Annotated in this window: 13 protein-coding genes and 1 riboswitch; of the genes, 6 read left to right on the forward strand and 7 right to left on the reverse strand. The window is 72.4% G+C overall.

Features of this window, described 5'->3' with window-relative positions; all coding sequences use genetic code 11:
• Positions 1-2: 2 nt before the first annotated feature.
• A complete protein-coding gene (locus tag N5I75_RS28225; protein WP_476681892.1) occupies positions 3-1646 on the reverse strand; it encodes a hypothetical protein in 1644 nt (547 codons plus the stop codon).
• Positions 1647-2399: 753 nt separating this feature from the next.
• Between N5I75_RS28225 and cbiE the strand changes: the two genes are divergently transcribed.
• Positions 2400-3707: a precorrin-6y C5,15-methyltransferase (decarboxylating) subunit CbiE gene (gene cbiE, locus N5I75_RS28230; protein ID WP_476681894.1), complete on the forward strand. Its 1308-nt coding sequence runs from the start codon at positions 2400-2402 to the stop codon at positions 3705-3707.
• Positions 3704-4453 (forward strand): precorrin-4 C(11)-methyltransferase, encoded by a 750-nt coding sequence (cobM, locus tag N5I75_RS28235; RefSeq protein WP_476681896.1) that lies wholly within the window; start codon positions 3704-3706, stop codon positions 4451-4453. The genes cbiE and cobM overlap by 4 nt, the downstream gene beginning before the upstream one ends.
• A 361-nt stretch (positions 4454-4814) precedes the next feature.
• Here cobM and N5I75_RS28240 read toward each other — a convergent pair whose 3' ends face one another.
• Entirely contained in the window at positions 4815-5936 is a 1122-nt protein-coding gene (locus tag N5I75_RS28240) for a cobalt-precorrin-5B (C(1))-methyltransferase (RefSeq protein ID WP_476682353.1), read from the reverse strand.
• Positions 5937-5956: 20 nt separating this feature from the next.
• On the opposite strand from N5I75_RS28240, the gene N5I75_RS28245 reads away from it, so the two are divergent.
• The gene (locus tag N5I75_RS28245) at positions 5957-6766 is read left to right on the forward strand and encodes a cobalt-precorrin-6A reductase (RefSeq protein ID WP_476681898.1); all 810 of its coding nucleotides are present in this window, start codon (positions 5957-5959) and stop codon (positions 6764-6766) included.
• Here the strand turns inward: N5I75_RS28245 and cobJ are convergent.
• Genes cobJ through N5I75_RS28260 form a run of 3 tightly spaced genes read right to left on the reverse strand, consistent with a single transcriptional unit; the run spans position 6736 to position 10239 of the window.
• Complete coding sequence (gene cobJ / locus N5I75_RS28250) at positions 6736-8274, reverse strand: precorrin-3B C(17)-methyltransferase (RefSeq protein WP_476681899.1); 1539 nt, start codon at positions 8272-8274, stop codon at positions 6736-6738. The genes N5I75_RS28245 and cobJ overlap by 31 nt on opposite strands.
• A complete protein-coding gene (locus tag N5I75_RS28255; RefSeq protein ID WP_476681901.1) occupies positions 8271-8912 on the reverse strand; it encodes a precorrin-8X methylmutase in 642 nt (213 codons plus the stop codon). The genes cobJ and N5I75_RS28255 overlap by 4 nt, the downstream gene beginning before the upstream one ends.
• Complete coding sequence (locus tag N5I75_RS28260) at positions 8905-10239, reverse strand: cobalamin biosynthesis protein CobG (RefSeq protein ID WP_476681903.1); 1335 nt, start codon at positions 10237-10239, stop codon at positions 8905-8907. The genes N5I75_RS28255 and N5I75_RS28260 overlap by 8 nt, the downstream gene beginning before the upstream one ends.
• A gap of 129 nt (positions 10240-10368) precedes the next feature.
• Positions 10369-10464: riboswitch (cobalamin riboswitch) on the forward strand.
• A gap of 55 nt (positions 10465-10519) precedes the next feature.
• Here N5I75_RS28260 and cobN point away from each other — a divergent pair.
• The 3 genes from cobN (at position 10520) to N5I75_RS28275 (ending at position 17179) form a co-directional block, all read left to right on the forward strand.
• Positions 10520-14239, forward strand: coding sequence for a cobaltochelatase subunit CobN (gene cobN / locus N5I75_RS28265; protein ID WP_476681905.1), 3720 nt, complete (start codon positions 10520-10522; stop codon positions 14237-14239).
• Between the two features lie 279 nt (positions 14240-14518).
• Positions 14519-16495, forward strand: a complete 1977-nt coding sequence (locus tag N5I75_RS28270) for a WD40 repeat domain-containing protein (protein ID WP_476681907.1) — start codon at positions 14519-14521, stop codon at positions 16493-16495.
• Positions 16496-16588: 93 nt separating this feature from the next.
• On the forward strand, positions 16589-17179 hold the full coding sequence (locus N5I75_RS28275) for a Uma2 family endonuclease (protein ID WP_476681909.1): 591 nt from the start codon (positions 16589-16591) through the stop codon (positions 17177-17179).
• A 10-nt stretch (positions 17180-17189) separates the two neighbouring features.
• Here the strand turns inward: N5I75_RS28275 and N5I75_RS28280 are convergent, their stop codons facing one another.
• Together N5I75_RS28280 and N5I75_RS28285 are read right to left on the reverse strand one after the other, a co-directional pair.
• Positions 17190-19694 carry a polysaccharide lyase family 8 super-sandwich domain-containing protein gene (locus N5I75_RS28280; RefSeq protein WP_476681911.1) on the reverse strand — a complete coding sequence of 835 codons (2505 nt, stop codon included), beginning with the start codon at positions 19692-19694 and terminating at the stop codon, positions 17190-17192.
• A gap of 22 nt (positions 19695-19716) precedes the next feature.
• Positions 19717-20910: a right-handed parallel beta-helix repeat-containing protein gene (locus N5I75_RS28285; protein ID WP_476681913.1), complete on the reverse strand. Its 1194-nt coding sequence runs from the start codon at positions 20908-20910 to the stop codon at positions 19717-19719.
• Between the last annotated feature and the right edge of the window lie 167 nt (positions 20911-21077).

A 21077-nucleotide genomic window follows, 5' to 3' on the forward strand; every position in this document is an offset into this window, starting at 1 on the left:
CGTCACTCCACGGGGGGCTGGGCCGCGGCCCGGCGCCTGCGCACGCGCCGCATCCGGAACAGCGCCGCGAGCACGATCAGCACGACACCGGCCGCCACCACGGCGATCGAGCCCGTCGACACCGACGTGACGTCCACCTCGAACGTCATCGGCTTTCCCCACGGCTTGCCGTCGCCGCGGGTGTAGAGCCGGGCGGTGACGCGCGCCTTGCCGTTGGCCTTGGCGGTGACGTCGATGTGGGCGGTGTGGTTCGCGGACCCCGCCGCCTCCACGGCCTGCTTCGGGTCGTTGATCAGCAACCGCTCCGGATCGCTGGAGGTGACCCGCAGTTCGAGCCCGGAGACCGGCTGCTGGAGCCCGTTGTCGACGGTCACCGGGACCGTCGAGTCCCCGGCGGTCAGCGTCAGCGTCGTCTTCGGCACGAGCCGCAACGACGTGACGGACGTGTCCAGGAAGTCGGTCGTACGCTGCCGGAACGTCTCCTGCGCCGCGTCGTCCCGCAGCCGCCACGCCGTGGACAGGGCACGCGCCATGGCGGCGTGCACGGAGGCGGTGGTGGCCTTCGGGTCGGCGAGCACCTTGGTCAGGGTGGCGAGGCCGTCCAGGTCGGCGGCGACGGCGGAGAGCTGGGAGCCGGTCAGCTCGTCGCCGGACAGCGTGGACGGGTACTTCGTGGGCGCCGCGACCGTGCCGCGTACGGGGTCGTTGTCGGCGCCGCGGATGCCCTCCAGGTCCAGCCAGCCCTTGTCCGTACCGGTGTCGAGCGCGGCGCCGAGCGCGGTCGCGGCGGTCGCGGAGAAGTCACGGGGCGGTACGAGGAGGGGGCGGGTGTTGCTCTTGAGGAGCGCGGTGATGCGGGTGAGGGCGGCGGGGTCGGGGGAGCCGGTGGGGCTGGTGGTCGGGGTGGGGGCGGGACTGGTACCGGCCGACTCGGACGCGTTCGCGGACGCGGAGGGAGTCCGTGACACCGACGGGGACGGTGTCGGGGACGCGGTCGGGGATGTGGCGGGATCCGGGTCCTTGATGCGGGCGAGGGCGGTGGTGAGGGTGGCGTTGTAGGGGAGGGCGGTGATCTGCGTGACCGCCTTGGCGTCGGCCTCGTCCCGCGCCCGCAGGGAGGGGCTGCCGCCGGTGCTGATCGCGGCCTTGGGGACGTTCAGGGTGACCGGGTCCGCGCCCGCCGGGGTCAGGCCCTCGCCCGAGGCGAGCACCCGGGTCATGCCGAGCTCCGCGCCGAGCTGCGTGATCTCGGTGTCGAGCGCGCCGTCCGCGGGCCAGCCGAGGCCGGTCCGGGTCCCGGCGCCGAGGATGTCGTCGACTTCGTCCTTCGTGGCGTCCGCGAGACCGGCGACGATGTCCGTCAGATCGGCGGTGTCCGTGCCCGGGTGGTGGGCGAGCGAGGCCAGGTCGGGGTCGGCGAACGGCAGCAGCCACACGTCCCGCCCCTCGACCGCGTCCCGCAGCGCGGCCAGCCACGCCCGCGCCACGCTCTGCCCCGTACCGCGCGTGCTGTCCTGCGGGTTGCTGGAACCGGCGCCGCCCGCGATCCGGTACCCGTTCGCCATCTCCTGCGCGGCGATCACCAGCTCCGGATCGAGCACCCAGCTGACCTCGCGCCCCTTCCCCGCCTCGACGACCTCCCGCAACCGCCCGCCGCGCCCGCCCGCGCCCCGGCCCGGACCCGAGAGCGGCGGCGGTCATGTGCGGGGTGGCCATGACGGGCCAGACGACGGCGGCCCGCACGGTGTCCGTGTCCGTGCCGGTGACGTCCCCGGGGCCTTCGTCGGCGGGGGGCAGCGGCGCGGCGGCCCGCACGGCACCGGCCCGGCCGGCCCGGTCGGCCCGGTCCGCGCCGATTCGCGGGCCGGCCGCGCAGAGGGTGTCGGCACCGGTCGCGCGGAGCCTGCCGCTCGGGTCGCCGGCCGGGGCGGGGGAGGCGGCGTCCTCGTGCACGTCGCCGGTGACGGCCGCGCGCGTCGTGCTGACGGTAACCGTTCCGGTGGTGCACGTCGTGGGGCGGAGGCCGCCTCGTGGCCCCGGGGTGTTCTCCGTGGCCGCCCGCACCGCGTCGCCGTCGGGCGAGTTCTGCGGTCCCGCGCTCGTGCCCGTTCCCGGCAGGGCCGACGCCCCGAGCACCACGGCGGACACGACCCAGGCCCGCGCCGCCCCGTACTTCGTCATGCGCCCCGTACCTCCGCTACCCGCTCGCTGTCACCGGTCCGGTTTCCGAGGTAACACCGTGCGGGGGGCCGCTCCGGGGACCGGACGGCCGGGCGGCGCGTCGGGCGCGGTGCCTCAGGGGCGTCGGCGGGGTCGCTGATGTCGCCCGATAGAGTGCGGCTCCCTTGACCGCACGTAAACCCGCTGATCACGACGCAACCCGTACGAGGTACCAGGCAGTGACTCCTCCGCCCTCCGCGACGCCCGCTCCGCTCGTGGTGACCGTCGTCGGGATCGGCGCCGACGGCTGGCCCGGACTGCCGGAGAGCTCCCGTGCCGTGCTGCGCGCCGCCGAGGCCGTCATCGGGGGCCCGCGCCAGCTCGCGCTGCTGCCGGACGCCGAGTGCCCCGCGGAACGGGTCCCGTGGCCCTCGCCACTGCGCCCCGCCGTCCCCGGACTCCTCGCCCGGTACGCGGGACGCCGCCTCGCCGTCCTGGCCAGCGGCGACCCCATGTTCTACGGGATCGGGCGCACCCTGACCGAGATCGCGGGCCCGGCCGCCGTACGGGTCCTGCCGCACCCGTCCTCCGTCTCCCTCGCGTGCGCGCGGCTCGGCTGGCCCGTCGAGGAGACCGAGGTCGTCACCCTGGTCGGCCGCCCGGCGGACCGGCTCGCCGCCGCGCTGCACGACGGGCGCCGCGTCCTCGTCCTGTCGGCCGGGGCGGACACCCCGGCCGAGGTGGCGGCCCTGCTCACCGAACGCGGCTTCGGCCCCAGCCGGATGACGGTCCTGGAGCGGCTGGGCGCGCAGGACGCGGAGACGACGTACGAGGGCGTCGCCGCCGACTGGGACAGGCCGCCCGGCGACCCGCTCAACCTCATCGGCCTCACCTGCCGCCGCGCCCCCGACGCCCTCCGCCTCGGCGCCGTACCCGGCCTCCCGGACACCGCGTACGAGAACGACGGCCAGCTCACCAAGCGCCACATCCGCGCCGCGACCCTCGCCGCGCTCGCCCCCGCCCCCGGCGAACTCCTCTGGGACGTGGGCGGCGGCTCCGGTTCGATCGGCGTGGAGTGGCTGCGGACGCACCCCTCGTGCCGCGCGTACGCCGTCGAACGCGACCCGGCACGGGCCGAGCGCATCGGGCGCAACGCGGCCCGGCTCGGGGTGCCGCAGCTGACCGTGGTCACGGGTCCTGCCCCGGAGGCGCTCGCTGAACTCCCCGTCCCTGACGCGGTGTTCATCGGCGGCGGGCTCACGGCTCCCGGCCTCGTCGAGCGCTGCTGGGAGGCGCTGCCGGTGGGCGGGCGGCTCGTCGCCAACACCGTCACCCTCGAATCCGAGGCGCTCCTCGCCGACTGCTACCGGCGCCACGGCGGCGAACTCGTCAGACTGGCGGTCGCGCACGCGGTGCCGGTCGGCGGGTTCACGGGGTGGCGGCAGGCGATGCCGGTGACGCAGTGGTCGGTGACGAAAACGTCTGACTTTGAACAGCTGGGACAGGTGGGACAGGTGGGACAGGTGGGACAGGTGGGAGAAGCATGACCGTCTACTTCATCGGGGCGGGCCCCGGCGCCGCCGACCTGATCACGGTGCGCGGGGCGCGCACCCTCGCCGCCTGCCAGGTGTGCCTCTACGCGGGCTCGCTGGTCCCGAAGGAGCTCCTCGCCGAGTGCCCGCCGGACGCGCGGCTCGTCGACACCGCCGGCCTCGACCTCGACGCCATCGAGCGGGAGTTCGTCGCCGCGCACCAGGCCGGGCAGGACGTGGCGCGGCTGCATTCCGGCGACCCGTCGGTCTTCAGCGCCGTCGCGGAACAGATGCGGCGGCTCGACGCGCACGGCATCCCGTACGAGGTCGTGCCCGGGGTGCCCGCGTTCGCGGCGGCCGCGGCGGCGCTGAAGCGGGAGCTGACGGTGCCGACCGTCGGGCAGACCGTCATCCTCACGCGGATCGCGCAGCAGGCCACGCCGATGCCTGCCGGCGAGGACCTGGCGACGCTGGGTGCGAGCGGCGCGCTCCTCGTCCTGCACCTTGGCGCCCGCTACGTCGACCGGATCGTCTCGGAGCTGCTCCCGCACTATGGGGCCGAGTGCCCGGCGGCGGTCGTGGCGTACGCGAGCCGCGCGGATGAGCTGGTGCTGCGTGGGGTGCTGGGCGACATCGCGGAGCAGGTGAAGTCGGCCGGTGTGCTGCGCACGGCGGTGATCCTGGTGGGCCGCACGCTTGGTGCTTCGCAGTTCCGGGACAGCCACCTGTACTCGCCGGAACGCGACCGGCACATGTGCTGAACCGGGTCCATCCGCGGGCCGGTGCTGGTCGCTCGCGCAGTTCCCCGCGCCCCTCGAGCGTCTGCCCCTACGCGTCGTTCTCGAGTGCCGGCAGCGTCGTGGCTGGTCGCGCAGTTCCCCGCGCCCCTGAAGGCCGCGGCTCCGCCGCACCTTCCCCGACGACGCGCCCCTGAGACGGCGCAGCATCTGAGATGGCGCACGGAGTGCGCCTTTCAGGGGCGCGGGGAACTGCGCGAGCAACCACGACGTAAGCCGCACCCGAAGAACAGGCGGGGAATGGCGCACGCAGTGCGCATTCCAGGGGCGCGGGGAACTGCGCGACCAGCCACGACGAAAGCCGCAGGCGAGGACGGTGGGGGGGTCAGCCCCGGCCCACCACGTTTCCGGCGCGGTCGATGCAGATGACGTCCACCTCCACCGGCGCACCCCGAAGAACAAGAAGCGCCTGCTCCCGGGCCTCCGCAGCAACAAGATCCCCGAGCGGCACCCCGGCCCCGGCGCACAGTTCCAGCGCCGCCAGCCCCGTATTGGCCCCAGCGACAAGCGCAGAAAGCTCGGGCCCCGCCCCACCCCGAACCGCCAGCTCAGCCAGAAACCCCTTGTCCACCTGGGAGCGACCCGAGTGCAGGTCGAGATGGCCCGCCGCCAGCTTGGACAGCTTCGCGAACCCCCCGCAGATGGTGAGCCGGTCGACAGGATGCCGCCGCACATACTTCAGCACGGCCCCGGCGAAGTCCCCCATGTCCAGCAGCGCGTCCTCCGGCAGCCCGTGCTCCCGCACGACGGTCTTCTCGGACGTCGACCCCGTACACCCGGCGACATGCGTACGCCCCGCCGCCCGCGCCACATCCACCCCGCGCCGGATGGAGTCGATCCACGCCGAGCACGAGTAGGGCACGACGATCCCGGTGGTGCCGAGGACGGAGAGGCCGCCGAGGATGCCGAGGCGCGGGTTCCAGGTGGAGCGGGCGATCTCCTCGCCGTGGTCGATGGAGACGGTGACCTCCACGTCGCCGCTGCCGCCGCACGCCGCCGCGACCCGCGCCACATGCTCCTGGATCATCTGCCGGGGCACGGGATTGATCGCGGGTTCACCGACGCCCAGCGGCAGCCCGGGCCGCGTGACGGTACCGACGCCGGGCCCGGCCCGGAAGACGACCCCGGACCCGGCGGGCAGCACCCGCACCGTGGCCCGGACCAGCGCCCCGTGCGTGACGTCCGGATCGTCACCGGCGTCCTTCACGACCCCCGCCGTCGCGGCAGCCGCGTCCGCGTCGAGCGCCTCGACCGCCAGCGCGAACGCCGGCGTCTGCCCCTTGGGCAACGTGATCGTCACCGGGTCGGGGAACTCCCCGCTCAGCAGCGCGGTGTACGCGGCGGTCGTCGCCGCCGTCGCGCAGGCCCCGGTCGTCCAGCCGGACCGCAGACCGGTGTGCTTGAGTTGGGCACCGCGCCCGCCCTTCGCCTCGTTCACCTCGGGCATGTCACCCATGGAGCCCCTCGATGCCTGTACATGTACTCGTCCTGGGCGGCACGACGGAGGCCAGACGCCTGGCCGAACTGCTGCACACGCACCCACACCCACACCCGCGCCCGCACCCACACCCGCACACGCACCCGGGCCTGCGCCTCACCAGCTCGCTCGCCGGCCGCGTGAGCGCCCCGCGCCTGCCCCCGGGCGAGGTACGGATCGGCGGCTTCGGCGGAGCCGAGGGCATGGCGCGCTGGCTGCGCGAGCACGCCGTGGACGCGGTCATCGACGCCACGCACCCTTTCGCCGAGCGGATCAGTTTCAACGCGGCCGGGGCGGCCGCCACCACCCATGTTCCCCTCCTCGCGCTGCGCCGGCCCGGCTGGGTCCCGGGCGAGGGCGACGACTGGCGCGAGGTGGACGATCTCGCCGGAGCGGCGGAAGCCGTACGCGCGGTGGGAGGACCGGGCCGCCGGGTCTTCCTGACCACGGGCCGCATGGGTCTGGCCGCGTTCGCCCACATCGACGACGCCCACTTCCTCGTACGCTCCGTCGACGCACCCGAGCCCCCCACCCCGCCGCACATGGAGCTGCTCCTGGACCGGGGCCCGTTCACGCTCGCGGGCGAACGCGCACTCCTCGCCCGCCACCGCATCGACGTCCTCGTCACGAAGGACAGCGGCGGCGCGGCGACCGCCCCCAAGCTGACGGCGGCCCGGGAGGCGGGCGTCCCGGTGATCGTGGTCCGGCGCCCGCCCACCCCCGAGGGGGTGCCGGTGGCGGCCACCGTCGAGGAGGCCGCCGCCTGGGTTCAGACCCTGTCCGGAGCCGTCTCCGGGTAGCGGCGCGGCGTCCACGTCACCGTCGAACCGTCGCCCCGTACGACCGCCTGCGTCTGCGACGAGCCGACGATCAGCAGCGTGCGCATGTCGACGACGGCCGGGTCGAGGTCGGCGAGCCGCACCGTGCGGACGCTCTCCTCGGGCCCGCCCACGTCACGGGCGAGGACGACCGGGGTGTCCGGCAGCCGGAGTTCGAGCAGCAGCTCGCGCGCCTTCCCCACCTGCCAGTTGCGGCTGCGCGAGCCGGGGTTGTAGAGCGCGAGCACCAGATCGGCGGCGGCGGCCGTGCGCAGACGCTCCGCGATGACCTCCCACGGCTTGAGCCGGTCGGAGAGGGAGATCGTGGCGTAGTCGTGGCCGAGCGGGGCGCCCGCCTTCGCGGCGGCGGCGTTGGCGGCGGTCACACCGGGCAGCACCCGCACGGGCACGTCCGCGTACGCCTCCTGCGACGCGACCTCCAGGACCGCCGTCGCCATCGCGAAGACGCCCGGGTCGCCGCCCGAGACGACGGCCACGCGCCGCCCGCGCCGCGCCAGGTCGAGCGCGAACTCGGCGCGCTCGGACTCCACCTTGTTGTCCGAACCGTGCCGCCGCTGACCGGGGCGGACCGGCACACGGTCGAGGTAGGTGGTGTAACCGACCAGGTCATCGGCGTTCGCGAGCGCGCCGCGCGACTCGGGCGTCAGCCAGGGCGCCCCGGCGGGCCCGGTCCCGACGACGACGACCCCGCCCCGCGCGCCGCCACCCTCGCCGGGCTCGGCGTCGATCCGGGACGGCAGGACGGCGACCGAGAAGTACGGCACCGACTCCGGGTCGATGTCGGCGAGACGTCCCGTGCGCTCGCCCGCCATGAAGGCCCGCTCCACGTACCGCGCGTCGTCGAGCCGCCCGGCGCTCTCCATCGCGCCGCGCACCTTCGTGAACGTACGGCCCAGCTTCATCACGACCGCCGAGTCCGCCGCCGCGATCCGCGCCGACAGCTCGTCCTCGGGGAGCGTCCCCGGGATGATCGTCAGCGTCTCCTTGTCCTCGCACAGCGGCTCCCCGAGCCGGGCCGCCGCCGCACTGATCGATGTGACACCCGGGATGACCGTGGTGTCGTACCGGTCCGCGAGCCGCTTGTGCATGTGCTGGTACGAGCCGTAGAAGAGCGGGTCGCCCTCCGCGAGCACGGCGACCGTGCGGCCCGCGTCGAGGTGCGCGGCGAGCGTCGCGGCGGCCTCGGCGTAGAAGTCGTCGAGCGCACCGCGGTACCCGCCGGGGTGATCCGTGGTCTCGACCGTGAGCGGATACATCAGCCGCTCCTCGATCTGCCCCTCGCGGATGTGCTCGGCGGCGATCGAGCGCGCGATGGAACGGCCGTGCCGCGCACAGTGGTACGCGATGACGTCCGCCCCGGCGATGGCCCGGACCGCCGCGACGGTCATCAGCTCGGGGTCACCGGGCCCGAGCCCGACCCCGTACAGCTTGCCCTTCCCGTTGCCCTTCTCGGCCTGGGTGTCGCTCATGCCTGGATCTCCACCTCGGTCGCGATGGCGTTGATCGCGGCGGCGGTGATGGCGCTGCCGCCACGACGCCCGCGGACGATCAGGTAGTCGAGCCCGAGTTCGTTCGCTGCCAGCGCGTCCTTCGACTCCGCCGCCCCGACGAACCCGACGGGTATGCCGAGCACGGCCGCGGGCCTGGGCGCGCCCTTCCCGATCATCTCCAGGAGGTGGAAGAGGGCGGTGGGGGCGTTGCCGATGGCGACGACGGCGCCGTCGAGCCGGTCCCGCCACAGTTCGAGCGCGGCGGCGCTGCGGGTGGTGCCCAACTCGGCGGCCAGTTCCGGCACTCCGGGTTCGTTCAGGGTGCAGATCACGTCGTTGTCCGCGGGCAGCCGTTTCCGCGTGACGCCGCTGGCGACCATCCGCGCGTCGCAGAGGATCGGCGCGCCCACGCGCAGAGCGGCCCGCGCCTTCGTCACGACCCCGGCCGACCAGCCGATGTCCTGTACGAGATCCACCTGACCGCAGGCATGGATCATGCGGACCGCCGCCTGGGCGACATCGGCGGGCAGCGCCGCGAGGCCGGCTGCCGCCTCGGTGCGGATGGTGGCGAAGGACTCGCGGTAGATCGCGGCGCCGTCCTTCTCGTAGTCATACACGGGGTTCGGCTCTTTCGGTCGTGACGGTCGGGTCGCTGGTGACGGTCGTGACGGCGTACGTTCCGTCGGGCCGGGCCACGACGTCCACGTACGGCCCGACGGGATGCCCGCATCTGCGTTCGCAGCCGGACCAGTAGGTGGGCAGGGTGGGGTGCGGGGTGCTGCTCGCGGCATCGGCGCGGACGTCCGTGTGCGACTTGGCGCACCCGGGGCGCCCGATGCATGCGCCGAGGCGGGACCAGGGTGATGCGGGGTCTGCGATCAGCCCGGCGGGGGCGCTGCCGCTGACGGCCCCGGGCACGACGATCCGCCGCCACGGGGTCAACCGGATCTCCCTGGCGGGAAGCCCAGCGGCGAGCTCGACGAGGGCGCTCCACTGAGCACCGGTGATCGATCCGAACCGGGGGATACAGACAAGTGCCGATTCGATCACGAGTGCGGACGCGTCGTGGCTGAGCGCGCAGTTCCCCGCGCCCCTGGCGGGGCCGGCCTCGACGCCCGTCGCGGGCGGTCCGTATCTTTCAGCCCCTCCGGCGATTGAGGAGCGGGGTCCGGGGCGGAGCCCCGTGGCCTTGGCGGGGTCGGCCTCGATGCTCGTCGCAGAAAGCCGCTCGGCGATGAGCGCGGCCAACTCGGCGCTGGACGTGCCCAGTTCGGACACCCTCCACACCCGTCGGTCAGAGACATCGCGCGCGGCCTCAACGAAAACCTCCGCCGAGACCACCGCAGCCCGCGCCGCGTCGTCGTACCGCAGCACGAACTCCGCCCCGCCGACGACAAGCAGCGCCGAACCATCCGCCCGCCCGCGCAGCAACACGTCGGGCCCGAGCCCGGCAACGTCCCCGCGCCCGTCGTCGAGCCCGAAGAGAAACCGCCCGGACAGCGCGGGCGTCACAGCACTGGCCAGCACCGCCGCATCGAGCCCGGTCAGCCACCCGCGTACGTCCACGAACCCGAGCCCGTCGAGACCGGACATCGGCGAAGCCACGACGTTCCGGACCCGCTCGTGCGCGGCGGACGGCAGCAACCCGGCCGCGCCGAGCACCTCCGCCAGCTCCCCACCGCACCCGTCCCGCAGCCCGCGCAGCTGAACATTGCCGCGCGACGTGAGATGCAGCGCCCCGTCCCCGAACCGCCGGGCGGCGTCACCGAGGGCCCGCGCCTGCTCCACGTCGAGCACACCGCCCGGCACCCGGACCCGCGCCAGGAACCCGTCGTCCGCGGAGTGCAGCCGCAACGCCCCGGGGCAGGCGTCACCCGGAAACGTCGCGGACGTTCCGGGCACTCCGGACGCACCGGGACGGACGGGTATGGGGGAGGCGGGCATGCGTCGGAGCATACCCACCGCCTGTGACGGGCTTCCCGTGGCTTCCCGTGGCTTCCTCGGGCTTCCCGCGCCAGGTCACACCCCCGCCCCGTACGATGAACCGCGGCGGTCCCGTCCGGCCCGCCACCATCGCCAGCGACGGCGACAGGGGAGGAAGCCCGGTGCGATTCCGGCGCGGTCCCGCCACTGTGAGCCCTCTCATACGGGAGGGCGAGCCAGGAACTCCCGCCGTCCAACGACCACCCGGGGCGCGGACACCCCGAGGAAGGCCCGACGACGCATGCCCCAGCAGCCCTCGCCCGCGCAGCCGGCTCAGCTCCTGCTCCTGTCGACGTCCGACACCGATCTCCTGAGCGCCCGCGCCGCGAACACCGCCGCCGACACCCAGGTCTCGTACCGCTTCGCGAACCCTTCCCGGCTCGACGTCGACACCGAACTCCCCGCGCTCCTCGACGGTGTCGCGCTCGTCGTCGTACGTCTCCTCGGCGGTGTCCGCGCCTGGCAGGACGGCATCGACCGGCTGACCGCGGCCGGGGTCCCGCTGGTGGTGCTGAGCGGTGAGCAGGCCCCGGACGCCCAGCTGATGGCGGCGTCGACCGTCCCGGTCGGCATCGCGGCGGAGGCCCACGCCTACCTGGCGCACGGCGGCCCGGCCAACCTCGGCCAGCTCGCGCACTTCCTCTCCGACACGGTCCTCCTGACGGGCCACGGCTTCGAGCCCCCGGCCCCCGCGCCGACGTGGGGCCCGCTGGAGCGGGCCGCCTCCCGGAACGACGGCCCGGCCATCGCCGTGCTCTACTACCGCGCCCACCACATGAGCGGCAACACGGCCTTCGTGCACGCCCTCTGCGACGAGATAGAGCGCGCCGGAGCCCGCCCCCTCCCCCTCTACGTCGCCTCGCTCCGCGCCCCCGAGCCGGAGCTGATCGACGCCCTGCGTCCCGCCGACGCCATCGTCACGACGGTCCTCGCCGCCGGCGGCACCCGCCCCGCGGAGGCCAGCGCGGGCGGCGACGACGAGGCGTGGGACGCGGGCGCCCTCACCCACCTCGACGTCCCCATCCTCCAGGCCCTGTGCCTGACCTCGTCCCGCGCGGACTGGGAGGAGAACGACGAAGGGGTGTCCCCCCTGGACGCCGCGAGCCAGATCGCGGTCCCGGAGTTCGACGGCAGGCTCATCACCGTCCCGTTCTCCTTCAAGGAGATCGACGAGGACGGGCTCCCGGCGTACGTCGCCGACCCGGAGCGCGCGGCCCGCGTGGCCGGGATCGCCGTCCGCCACGCCCGCCTCCGCCACATCCCGGCGGGGGAGAAGAAGCTGGCACTCGTCCTCTCCGCGTACCCCACCAAGCACTCCCGCATCGGCAACGCGGTCGGCCTGGACACCCCCGCCTCCGCGATCGTCCTGCTCAAGCGCCTGATCGCCGAGGGCTACGACTTCGGGGACGAGGCCGACATCCCCGGTCTCGCCTCCGGCGACGGCGACGAACTGATCCGCGCCCTCATCGAGGCGGGCGGCCACGACCAGGAGTGGCTGACCGAGGAGCAGCTCGCCCGCAACCCCGTCCGCATCCCGGCCGCCGACTACAAGCGCTGGTACGCGACGCTGCCGCAGGAGCTGCGCGAAGGCGTCGAGCGGCACTGGGGCCCGCCGCCCGGCGAGATGTTCCTCGACCGCTCCCGCAACCCGGAGGGCGACATCGTGCTCGCGGCCCTGCGCCGCGGCAACCTGCTCGTCCTCATCCAGCCGCCGCGCGGCTTCGGCGAGAACCCCATCGCGATCTACCACGACCCCGATCTGCCGCCCTCGCACCACTACTTGGCGGCCTACCGCTGGATCGCGGCCTCGTCCGCCGACGGCGGCTTCGGCGCCGACGCGATGATTCACCTCGGCAAGCACGGCAACCTGGAGTGGCTCCCCGGCAAGAACGCGGGCCTCTCCGCCGCCTGCGCCCCCGACGCCGCCCTCGGCGACCTCCCGCTCGTCTACCCCTTCCTGGTCAACGACCCCGGCGAGGGCACCCAGGCCAAGCGCCGCGTCCACGCCACGCTCATCGACCACCTCGTCCCGCCGATGGCCCGCGCCGACAGCTACGGCGACATCGCCCGCCTCGAACAACTCCTGGACGAGTACGCCCAGATCAGCTCGATGGACCCGGCGAAGCTGCCCGCCATCCGCGCCCAGATCTGGACCCTGATCCAGGCCGCGAAGCTCGACCACGACCTCGGCCTCGAAGCACGCCCCGACGACGACGGCTTCGACGACTTCCTCCTCCACGTCGACGGCTGGCTCTGCGAGGTCAAGGACGCCCAGATCCGCGACGGCCTCCACGTCCTCGGCCGAGCGCCGGCCGGCGCGGACCGGGTCAATCTCGTGCTGGCGATCCTGCGTGCGCGCCAGATCTGGGGCGGCACGCAAGCCCTGCCGGGCCTCCGCGAGGCCCTGGGCCTGGACGAGTCGGCGGCAACCCGCACGGCGGCGGACGAGGCGGAGGAAGCGGCCCGAGCCCTGGTGGAAGCCATGGAGGCCGCGAACTGGGACCCGGCGCAGGTAGGTACCACCTTGGGCAATCTGCCGCCTGGGGCGGCAGGGTGGGCAAGGCGGCAAACCCCGGGCACGGAGGAAACGGGCGCCCAGGACAGCCCCGTCCACCAGATCCTCACCTTCGCCGCCCGCGAGGTGGTCCCGCGCCTCGACGCGACCACGGCCGAACTCGACAACGCCGTACGCGCGTTGGAAGGCCGGTTCGTCCCGGCAGGGCCGAGCGGCTCCCCGCTCCGAGGCCTCGTCAACGTCCTCCCGACAGGCCGCAACTTCTACTCCGTGGACCCGAAGGCGGTCCCGTCCCGCCTCGCGTGGGAAACGGGCCAGGCCCTGGCCGACAGCCTCATCGAGCGCTACAAGACCGACAACAACGGGGAGTACCCCACCTCCGTAGGCCTCTCCCTCTGGGGCACGAGCGCGATGCGCACAGCGGGCGACGACGTGGCGGAGGCCCTCGCCCTCCTCGGCATCCGCCCGGTCTGGGACGACGCCTCCCGCCGGGTGACAGGCCTCGAAGCGATCCCCCACGAGGAGCTGAACCGCCCGCGCATCGACGTCACCCTGCGCATCTCGGGCTTCTTCCGCGACGCGTTCCCGCACACCATCGGCCTCCTCGACGACGCGGTCCGCCTCGCCGCCTCCCTCGACGAACCCGCCGAGCACAACCACGTCCGCGCCCACACCCAGGCCGACCTCGCCGAGCACGGCGACGAACGCCGCGCCACCACCCGCATCTTCGGCTCGCGCCCGGGCACGTACGGCGCGGGCATCCTCCAGCTCATCGACTCCCGCGACTGGCGCACCGACGCGGACCTCGCCGAGGTCTACACGGTGTGGGGCGGCTACGCGTACGGCCGCGGCCTCGACGGCAAGTCGGCCCGCACGGAGATGGAGACGGCGTACAAGCGCATCGCCGTGGCCGCGAAGAACACGGACACCCGCGAGCACGACATCGCCGACTCCGACGACTACTTCCAGTACCACGGCGGCATGGTGGCGACGGTCCGCGCCCTGCGCGGCACGGCCCCCGAGGCGTACATCGGCGACTCGACCCGCCCGGAGACGGTCCGCACCCGCACCCTGGTGGAGGAGACGTCCCGCGTCTTCCGGGCCCGCGTCGTCAACCCCAAGTGGATCGAGGCGATGCGCCGCCACGGCTACAAGGGCGCCTTCGAACTCGCCGCGACGGTCGACTACCTCTTCGGCTACGACGCGACGACCGGCGTCATCGCCGACTGGATGTACGACAAGCTCACGGAGACGTACGTCCTCGACGAGACGAACCGCCGGTTCCTCTCCGAGGCCAACCCCTGGGCCCTGCACGGCATCGCCGAACGCCTCCTGGAGGCCGAGTCCCGCGGCATGTGGGAGAAGCCGGACCCGCAGGTCCTGGAGGCGCTGCGCCAGGTCTACCTGGAGACGGAGGGCGACCTCGAGTTCGAGGGGTCCGAGTAGCCCGAGTAGCCCGAGCAGCGCGGGGAGTCCCGAGGAGTCCCGCGCCTGGGCGGAGAAGGTTGTACGCGGCGGGCGCGAAAGATGTCACATCCGGCCGCCCGCGGATATCGCTGTCCGCGGGCGCCCGGGGTGATCTACGATGAGCCGTCTTCCAGCCCGCGTTGACCCGTGGCGCTCCCGGTGGGGGGTTCCTCCGGTGCCCGGACGTCCGCGTGGCTCCCACTCATCAGTACCGGCGGCCCGCGACGGCCGCCGGTCCGCCCAGGGGGTACACCACCCATGCGCAGACGCGCACTCTCGACCGCGACGGCGATCGCGGTCCTCGCCGGTTCGGCGGCACTCAGCGTGGCCGTCCCGACCGCCGCCGTGGCCGACTCGGCCCGCCACCTCCGCGTCACCACTGTCGCCGACATGGCCGTGGACGGCGTCCACAAGCGGATCTACCTCTCCGCACCGGAGAACGACGCGATCGTCGTCACCGACTACGCGGGCGTCGAGGTCAAGCGCATCACGGGCCTGGACGGTGTCCGCGGCCTCGCCCTGTCCGCCGACTCGGGCCGCCTGTACGCGGCGGTGACGAACACCGACACCATCGCCGTGATCGACACGGCCACGAACACGCAGACCGCGTCGCACACCCTGAACGGCGTCGACGCCCCGTGGGACCTCGCGGTGGCGGGCTCGGCCCTGTGGTTCAGCTACGGCCCGACCGGCGACGGGGCCATCGGGGCCATCGACCCCGCCCAGGAAACGCCCGAGCCCGTCCTCGGCCAGTACCCGTACAGCTTCTACTACGCGCCGGTCATCGCTGCCTCCGCGGACGGCACGGAGCTCGCCGCGGGCAATCAGGGCACCTCGGGCGGTGTCGTCGCCCTCTACGACGTGTCCGGCACCACCGCCACCCAGCGGGTCGTCGAAAGCCTGGAGGGCGGCTCCTCCTACAGCCAGCTCGCCTTCTCCCCGGACGGCAGCCAGCTGTTCGCGGCCGGCGCGCGGGCGGCCTACTCCACCACGGACCTCACCCCGGTGCGCACCTACTCGGCGGGCTTCGGCTCGGGTGTGGCCGTCTCCCCCTCCGGCATGGTGGCCGAGGGTTCGTCCTCGTACTACGACGAGGACGTGCACGTCTACCGGCCGACCGACACGAAGCCGATCCGCACCTACGAGTTCGGCAACACGTCCTCCACCACCGGCGGCGACTCCCTGATCGGCGGAGCGCTGGCCTGGTCCCCCGACGGCGCCACGGTCTTCGCGGTGTCCAACAACTACGACGGCAACGTCCTCCTCCACGCCTACACCGACCCGAACCGCACCATCCCCACCCTGACGGTGAGCGCCCCGTCCACGGCGACCCGGGCCAAGTCCCTCAAGGTCACCGGCAGGATCAGCTCGGGGGTGCTCCCGTTCACGGCCCCCGTCAAGCTGACGGTCACCAAGACGGACCTCGACAACCCGAACGGCAAGACCCTCAAGACGGTCACGACCGCCGCGAACGGCACGTACTCCTTCACCGACACCCCGTCCGTCGGCGGCAAGGTGACCTACAAGGTCTCCTACGCGGGCGACAAGGAGCGCCGCCCCGTCAGCAAGGCCGACGCGGTCGAGGTCTCGCGCAGCACCACCGCGCTGACCCTCAACAAGAACAAGGCCGTCTACGAGTACGGCGCCGACGTCACCTTCACCGCGCACCTCGGCACCACGTACAAGAACCGCGCGGTGAAGATCTACGCCGACCCGTACGGCTCCGACAAGCCGAAGAAGCTGGTGCGGTCCGGCAACGTCAACTCCAAGGGCGACATCTCCGTCAGGCTCGACAACCTGAGCCGCGACGTCACCCTCTCCGCGGTCTACGCCGGCGACGCCCGTTACAAGCCGCGGACGGTCACCAACACGGTCTACACGCGGGCCCGTACCTCGATCGCGCTCTCCGGCCACTACAAGACCGGCACCATCGGCTCGCACCGCTACGCCTACTTCCACAAGAAGTCGACGGTGTACGCGACGGAGTCGATGAACTACTACAAGGGCCGGAAGTTCCGCCTCGACATCCAGGTCTACGCGGCCGGCGCCTGGCGCTCCGGCGACAGCGAGTACATCCCCCTCGGCACGTCGGGCAAGACCAAGATCAACATGGGCAAGATCGGCACCGCGGGCTACAAGTTCCGCATCCGCACGGCGTACATCAACGGCTCCTCCGGCGACAACGTCAACTCGACGAAGTACAGCACCTGGAAGTACTTCTACTCGACGAACTGAGGCTCGGACACGTCCGGGTGACGCGGTCCCGGACGCCGGACGGCCCGCCGCCTACTCTGGGACCGTCGCGCTGAGCGAAGGAGGAGGTCTGTCATGGCAGCTCTGCCGGTCCCGGAGCACGAGCCCGTGAGCTCCGGGCGTCACGACTCACGGGACACCGAGAATGCCTTCACTCAGGTCAGCGCGGCAGCCCCCAAGGGGTGGCGCGTGGAGTTGATCGAAGGGGAGATCCACGTGACGCCACCAGCCAATGGTGAGCATGAAGAGTACGTGTCCGAGGTGAGCGGACAGGTCCGCGATCACCACAAGAGGTATGGGCGGTACACCGGAATCGGACTCAATGTCCCCGGCGCCTCCCAGACCGGCCACGTCATCCCGGACTTGGTCGTGGCCCCGAAGGGCACCTTCGACAACAGCAACGAGTGGCACGATCCGTCGGCCGTGCTGATGGTCGTCGAGGTCACGTCGGACTCCACCGCCGCGAACGACCGGGTCAAGAAGATCCGCGGATACGCCCGGGCCGGCATCCCGGTCTACCTCCTGATCGACCGCGAGGCCGGCCAGGTCACCGTCTGTGCCGCCCCCGAGGGCGACGACTACGCGACCAAGGCCTCGTACAAGATGGGCCTGACCGTCCCGCTCCCCGCCCCGCTCGGCTTCGACCTGGACACGGCGGAGTTCTGAGCGCGCCCGGCTAACGCAGTACGGCGGTGAAGCTCCGCCCGTACGCGTGCCGCGTCCGCACATCGACCCGGGTGCCGCCTGGCACCCGGGTCACTCGTACCGCGTCGTCCCCGGCGACTTTCCGCAGGCCGGTCGCGTGCAGCAGCACGCTGACGGTGTCCCGCGAGGTCGTAGGGTCGGAGACGGCGACCGTGACGTCCGTCCCCTCCTTGCGCACCAGCACGGACGCCGGGCCCTCGACCGCGAGGTGCGCGGCGTGATGAGTCCCGGACGTGAACGTATTGACGGCGGCGAGACCGAGCCCGCGATGCCGTACCGCCTGCACCCGCGGCGTATTGGCGAGCACCTCCGCGCCACGATGGTGCCGGACGGCCGCCTCCGACGCGTTCGGAAGGATCGCGTAGGCGAAGGCGACGGGCCGGGCACCGGCGGGGCTCTCGACGGTCAGCGAGAACACCTGCCGGGTGACGGCGGTGTCGGGGTTCGAGGTCCGCACGGCACGCCGACTGCGCACCACGGTCTCCAGGCTGGCCTTGGGTTCGGGCCCGCGAAGGAAGACGTACCCGACGGCCGTCCCCTGCGTCGCGTTGGCCCACCGCATCCAGCGTCGCCCCTCGGCGACGTCGACCTGGTCCGCCGCGCCCGCGATCCGCGCGTCGAGCGTCGACGTCACCGCCCGTCCGGCGCCGGGCGCGTCCCCGACCCCGGCGGCGAGCACCACGATCTCGTCGTCGAGCAGGAACCACGACTTGGTGGCGCGGGCGCTGCGGTACACGACGAAGTCCTCGGGCAGCACCCCGGCCTGCTTGTCCCGCCAGGGCACGTCGTCGGAGAGCACCCACCCGACGGCCCCGTACGCACCGAGCACGGCACCCCCGGAGTGGTCCTGGGTGGCGGTCGGAAAGTAGACGTACGTGTTCTGCGACTCGCTGGAGGCGGTGAAGTTCAGCGGGTGGTCCGGGTTGTCGTAGAACAGCTTCCCGCCGTACAGGTCAGGCACACTGCGCCGCTGTTCGACAGGTGCGGTGACACCGGCGAGCCCGTACGGCGACACGGCGGTGAAGTAGTCCACCCCGTACGCCTGCGTCTGGTCCTGCCCCGACAGATACAGGTAGTGCGCCCCGTCCCCCTGGAACCAGGGCAGCAGGTTCTCCCCGCTCATGTACTCGTACTTGCTGATCCGCCGCGAGCTGCGGGCCAGCGCGAACGCGTACCCGGGCCGCCGGTGCACGGTCCGGTCCATGGCGTTGAACGCGACCGACCGCGCGGCCTGGTTGAGATCGGCGGCGGGCACGGAGGCGTCGGCGAGCAGATCGGCGTACCGGACGATGCTGAGCGGCGACACGAACGACGCGGGGTCGAGCGCGGCCCGCGAGGTGGCGCGCAGATGCTTCACGTACGCGCCGAGGGCGGCGCCGGTCTCCCCGCCGGCCAGCGACGCGAGATCGACGACGGCCTCGACGACGGTGGCGACATCGGCGTACCCGGTGCCGGTCCGCGAGACGGCCCGCCCCTTCACCGCCTCCATCATCCAGCCCTCGAAGATGAGCGGCGCGAACCCGTCCCGCACCCATCCGAACACCGTCGGCACCAGCTCCCCGCCGTGCGCGAACCCGGTCCCTTCGAGCAGCTTCAGCGTCTGGACGACCCGGCTGAGCAGCCCCTTCCCGTACGACCCGGTGTACGCGACGGAGGCGTGCTGGAGGAAGGACCCGTCGGCGTAGTACCCGTCGGTGACCCCGTGCCGCAGCGCGTACGGGTCGATGGTGGCGAAGACGGTGAGCTGGTCGGTGAGGGCCTTGCGTATCCGCGCCTCATCGCCGACAAGGGCACCCTGGAGAATCCGGTTGGTGGTGATGTCGGCGAGATTGGCGCCGGTGTGGAACCGCGAATCGAGGTCGACGTCCCCGTCCTTGCCGTTGCGCAGGTAGGCGTCCATGGAGGCGACGTAGGCGCGCACCAGCTCGTCGGGAGCGAGGTCGGCGAGCAGCACAAGGGTCTTGCTGATGTGCTGAGAGAGTCCGATCTCCCAGGAGAACCAGTTGCCGTAGTACCCCTTGTCCTGGTCACCGTAGAAATGGGTGTGCAGCCACGTCAGCCCGTCGAGGACGCGGTCCGCGAGCGTGGCGTTCCCGTACAGATCGTCCGGCAGCCCGGGCATCCGCGTGGCGAGCGCGATCTCGTACAGCTTCTGGTAAGTGCTGTTCAGATTCGGATCGCTGGTGCCGAGCGGCAGCCCGCCGAACAGCTCACTCCCACCGCCGGCGGCGTCCATGGAGGCGAGGTTCGCTCGGGCGACGCGCTCGACGGAAGCGAGCTTGCTCCGGCTCTCCGTACGTGCGTTGGAGCCGGCGTTCCCCGCGAACACCTCGACCGTGTTGGAGATCAGCTGCGCGACCCCGGCCTCGACCTCGGCGGCGCTCGCCCACCGCGTGGGCACGGCGGCGAGCACCCCGGTGGCGCCGAGCACACCGAGCAGACGTCTGCGAGTGACCTGTCCGCGGCTGATCTCCATAGGCTCCACAGGCTCCATGGGACTACAGGGTGACCGTCTTCCCGCCCAGTGTCACGACCAGCTTGCCGTCGGACGCGAAGGACCACTTGAGCGCGCCGCTGTAGGAGGAGCAGCGGGACCCGTTCGTCCCGGTCCAGAACTGGTTGGAGCTGTCGGCGCTGCCCACGGTCTTGTCGTTGGACCCGTCGACGGAGAACCGGCAGGAGGTGTTGCTTTTGTAGACGGAGGTCCCCTTGTCGAAGGAGTAGTTCCGCTCGGCGTTGTCGATGGCGAGATTGTTGGAGATGGCCATGGACCCGGGGTTGGAGTTGTAGGTGAACCCGTGGTGCCCGTTGCCGAAGGCGATGGACCGGCGCACGACGTGGTTGACGGCGATGTCGTCCCCGCCGAGCTTGTACCCGTTGCGGTCGCCGTCCTCGTTCACGGTCCCGTCGGAGAGGGTTCCGTTGGTGTAGGACAACGAGTCCTCGATGGTGACGGGCCCGATCGCGCCCGTGTCGGTCTTGGTGTACAGATCCCACCCGTCGTCGATGTTGTTGTGGGAGACGGCGTACCGGAAGACGTTCCCGGTCCCGGTGGTCAGCTTGGCGGCGAACCCGTCGGCGTCCTCCCCGTCGGAGTCGGCGTTGTCGTGCGACTCGGCGCTGAGGACGAGGTTGTTCGCGGGCCAGGCGCTCTTGGGCGTGCTGGACGCGATCCGGCCGAGTTGCAGCCCGGTGTCGTGGTTGTAGCGGGTGACGGTCCGCTCGATGACGTTGTTGCTGCCGCCGACGTAGATCCCGTTGTCCCCGGCGTGCTCGACGACGATGCCCTTGACGTGCCAGTACGAGGCGAAGAGCTGAAGCCCTCTGTTGCTAGAACTCTCGCTCTGCGCGCTGAAGTTCAGCACCGGCTTCTCACTCTGATAAGCGGTGAGGGTGGTACGGGCGGCCGAGGTCCCATCGGCGGCGTCCGGCACGGTGACGGTCTGCCCGTACGCATACGTCCCACCGCGCAGGTAGATGGTGCCCCCGGCCGAGACCCGGCTGATGGCCGAGGCCAGGGTGGTCGGAGCGGCGAGCGTCCCGGCGGCGGAGTCGGTCCCGTTGGGGGCGACGTAGACGATGGCCTGGGCTTGGGCGGCGGCGCTCACCGGGGCGCTCCCGACGGCAACGGCGGCGAGGCTGCCGGCGAGCAGCCCGAGGGAAGCGACGAGAGGTCGCACTGCGATGTCCATCGTTGGGTCTCCCTGTAAGTGGGGCGGGGAAGTTTGGCCGGTTCGCGTGGCTGAACCGGAGGGGTGGCTTCGGCACCATGAACTGCGTCTAGAAAGCGCTCTCTTTCGGGACGGTAGGCCGTTGCCATGCTCACGTCAATATTCATGTATGTGTTTGCTCATCGCTT

Source organism: Streptomyces sp. R818 (assembly GCF_056172735.1).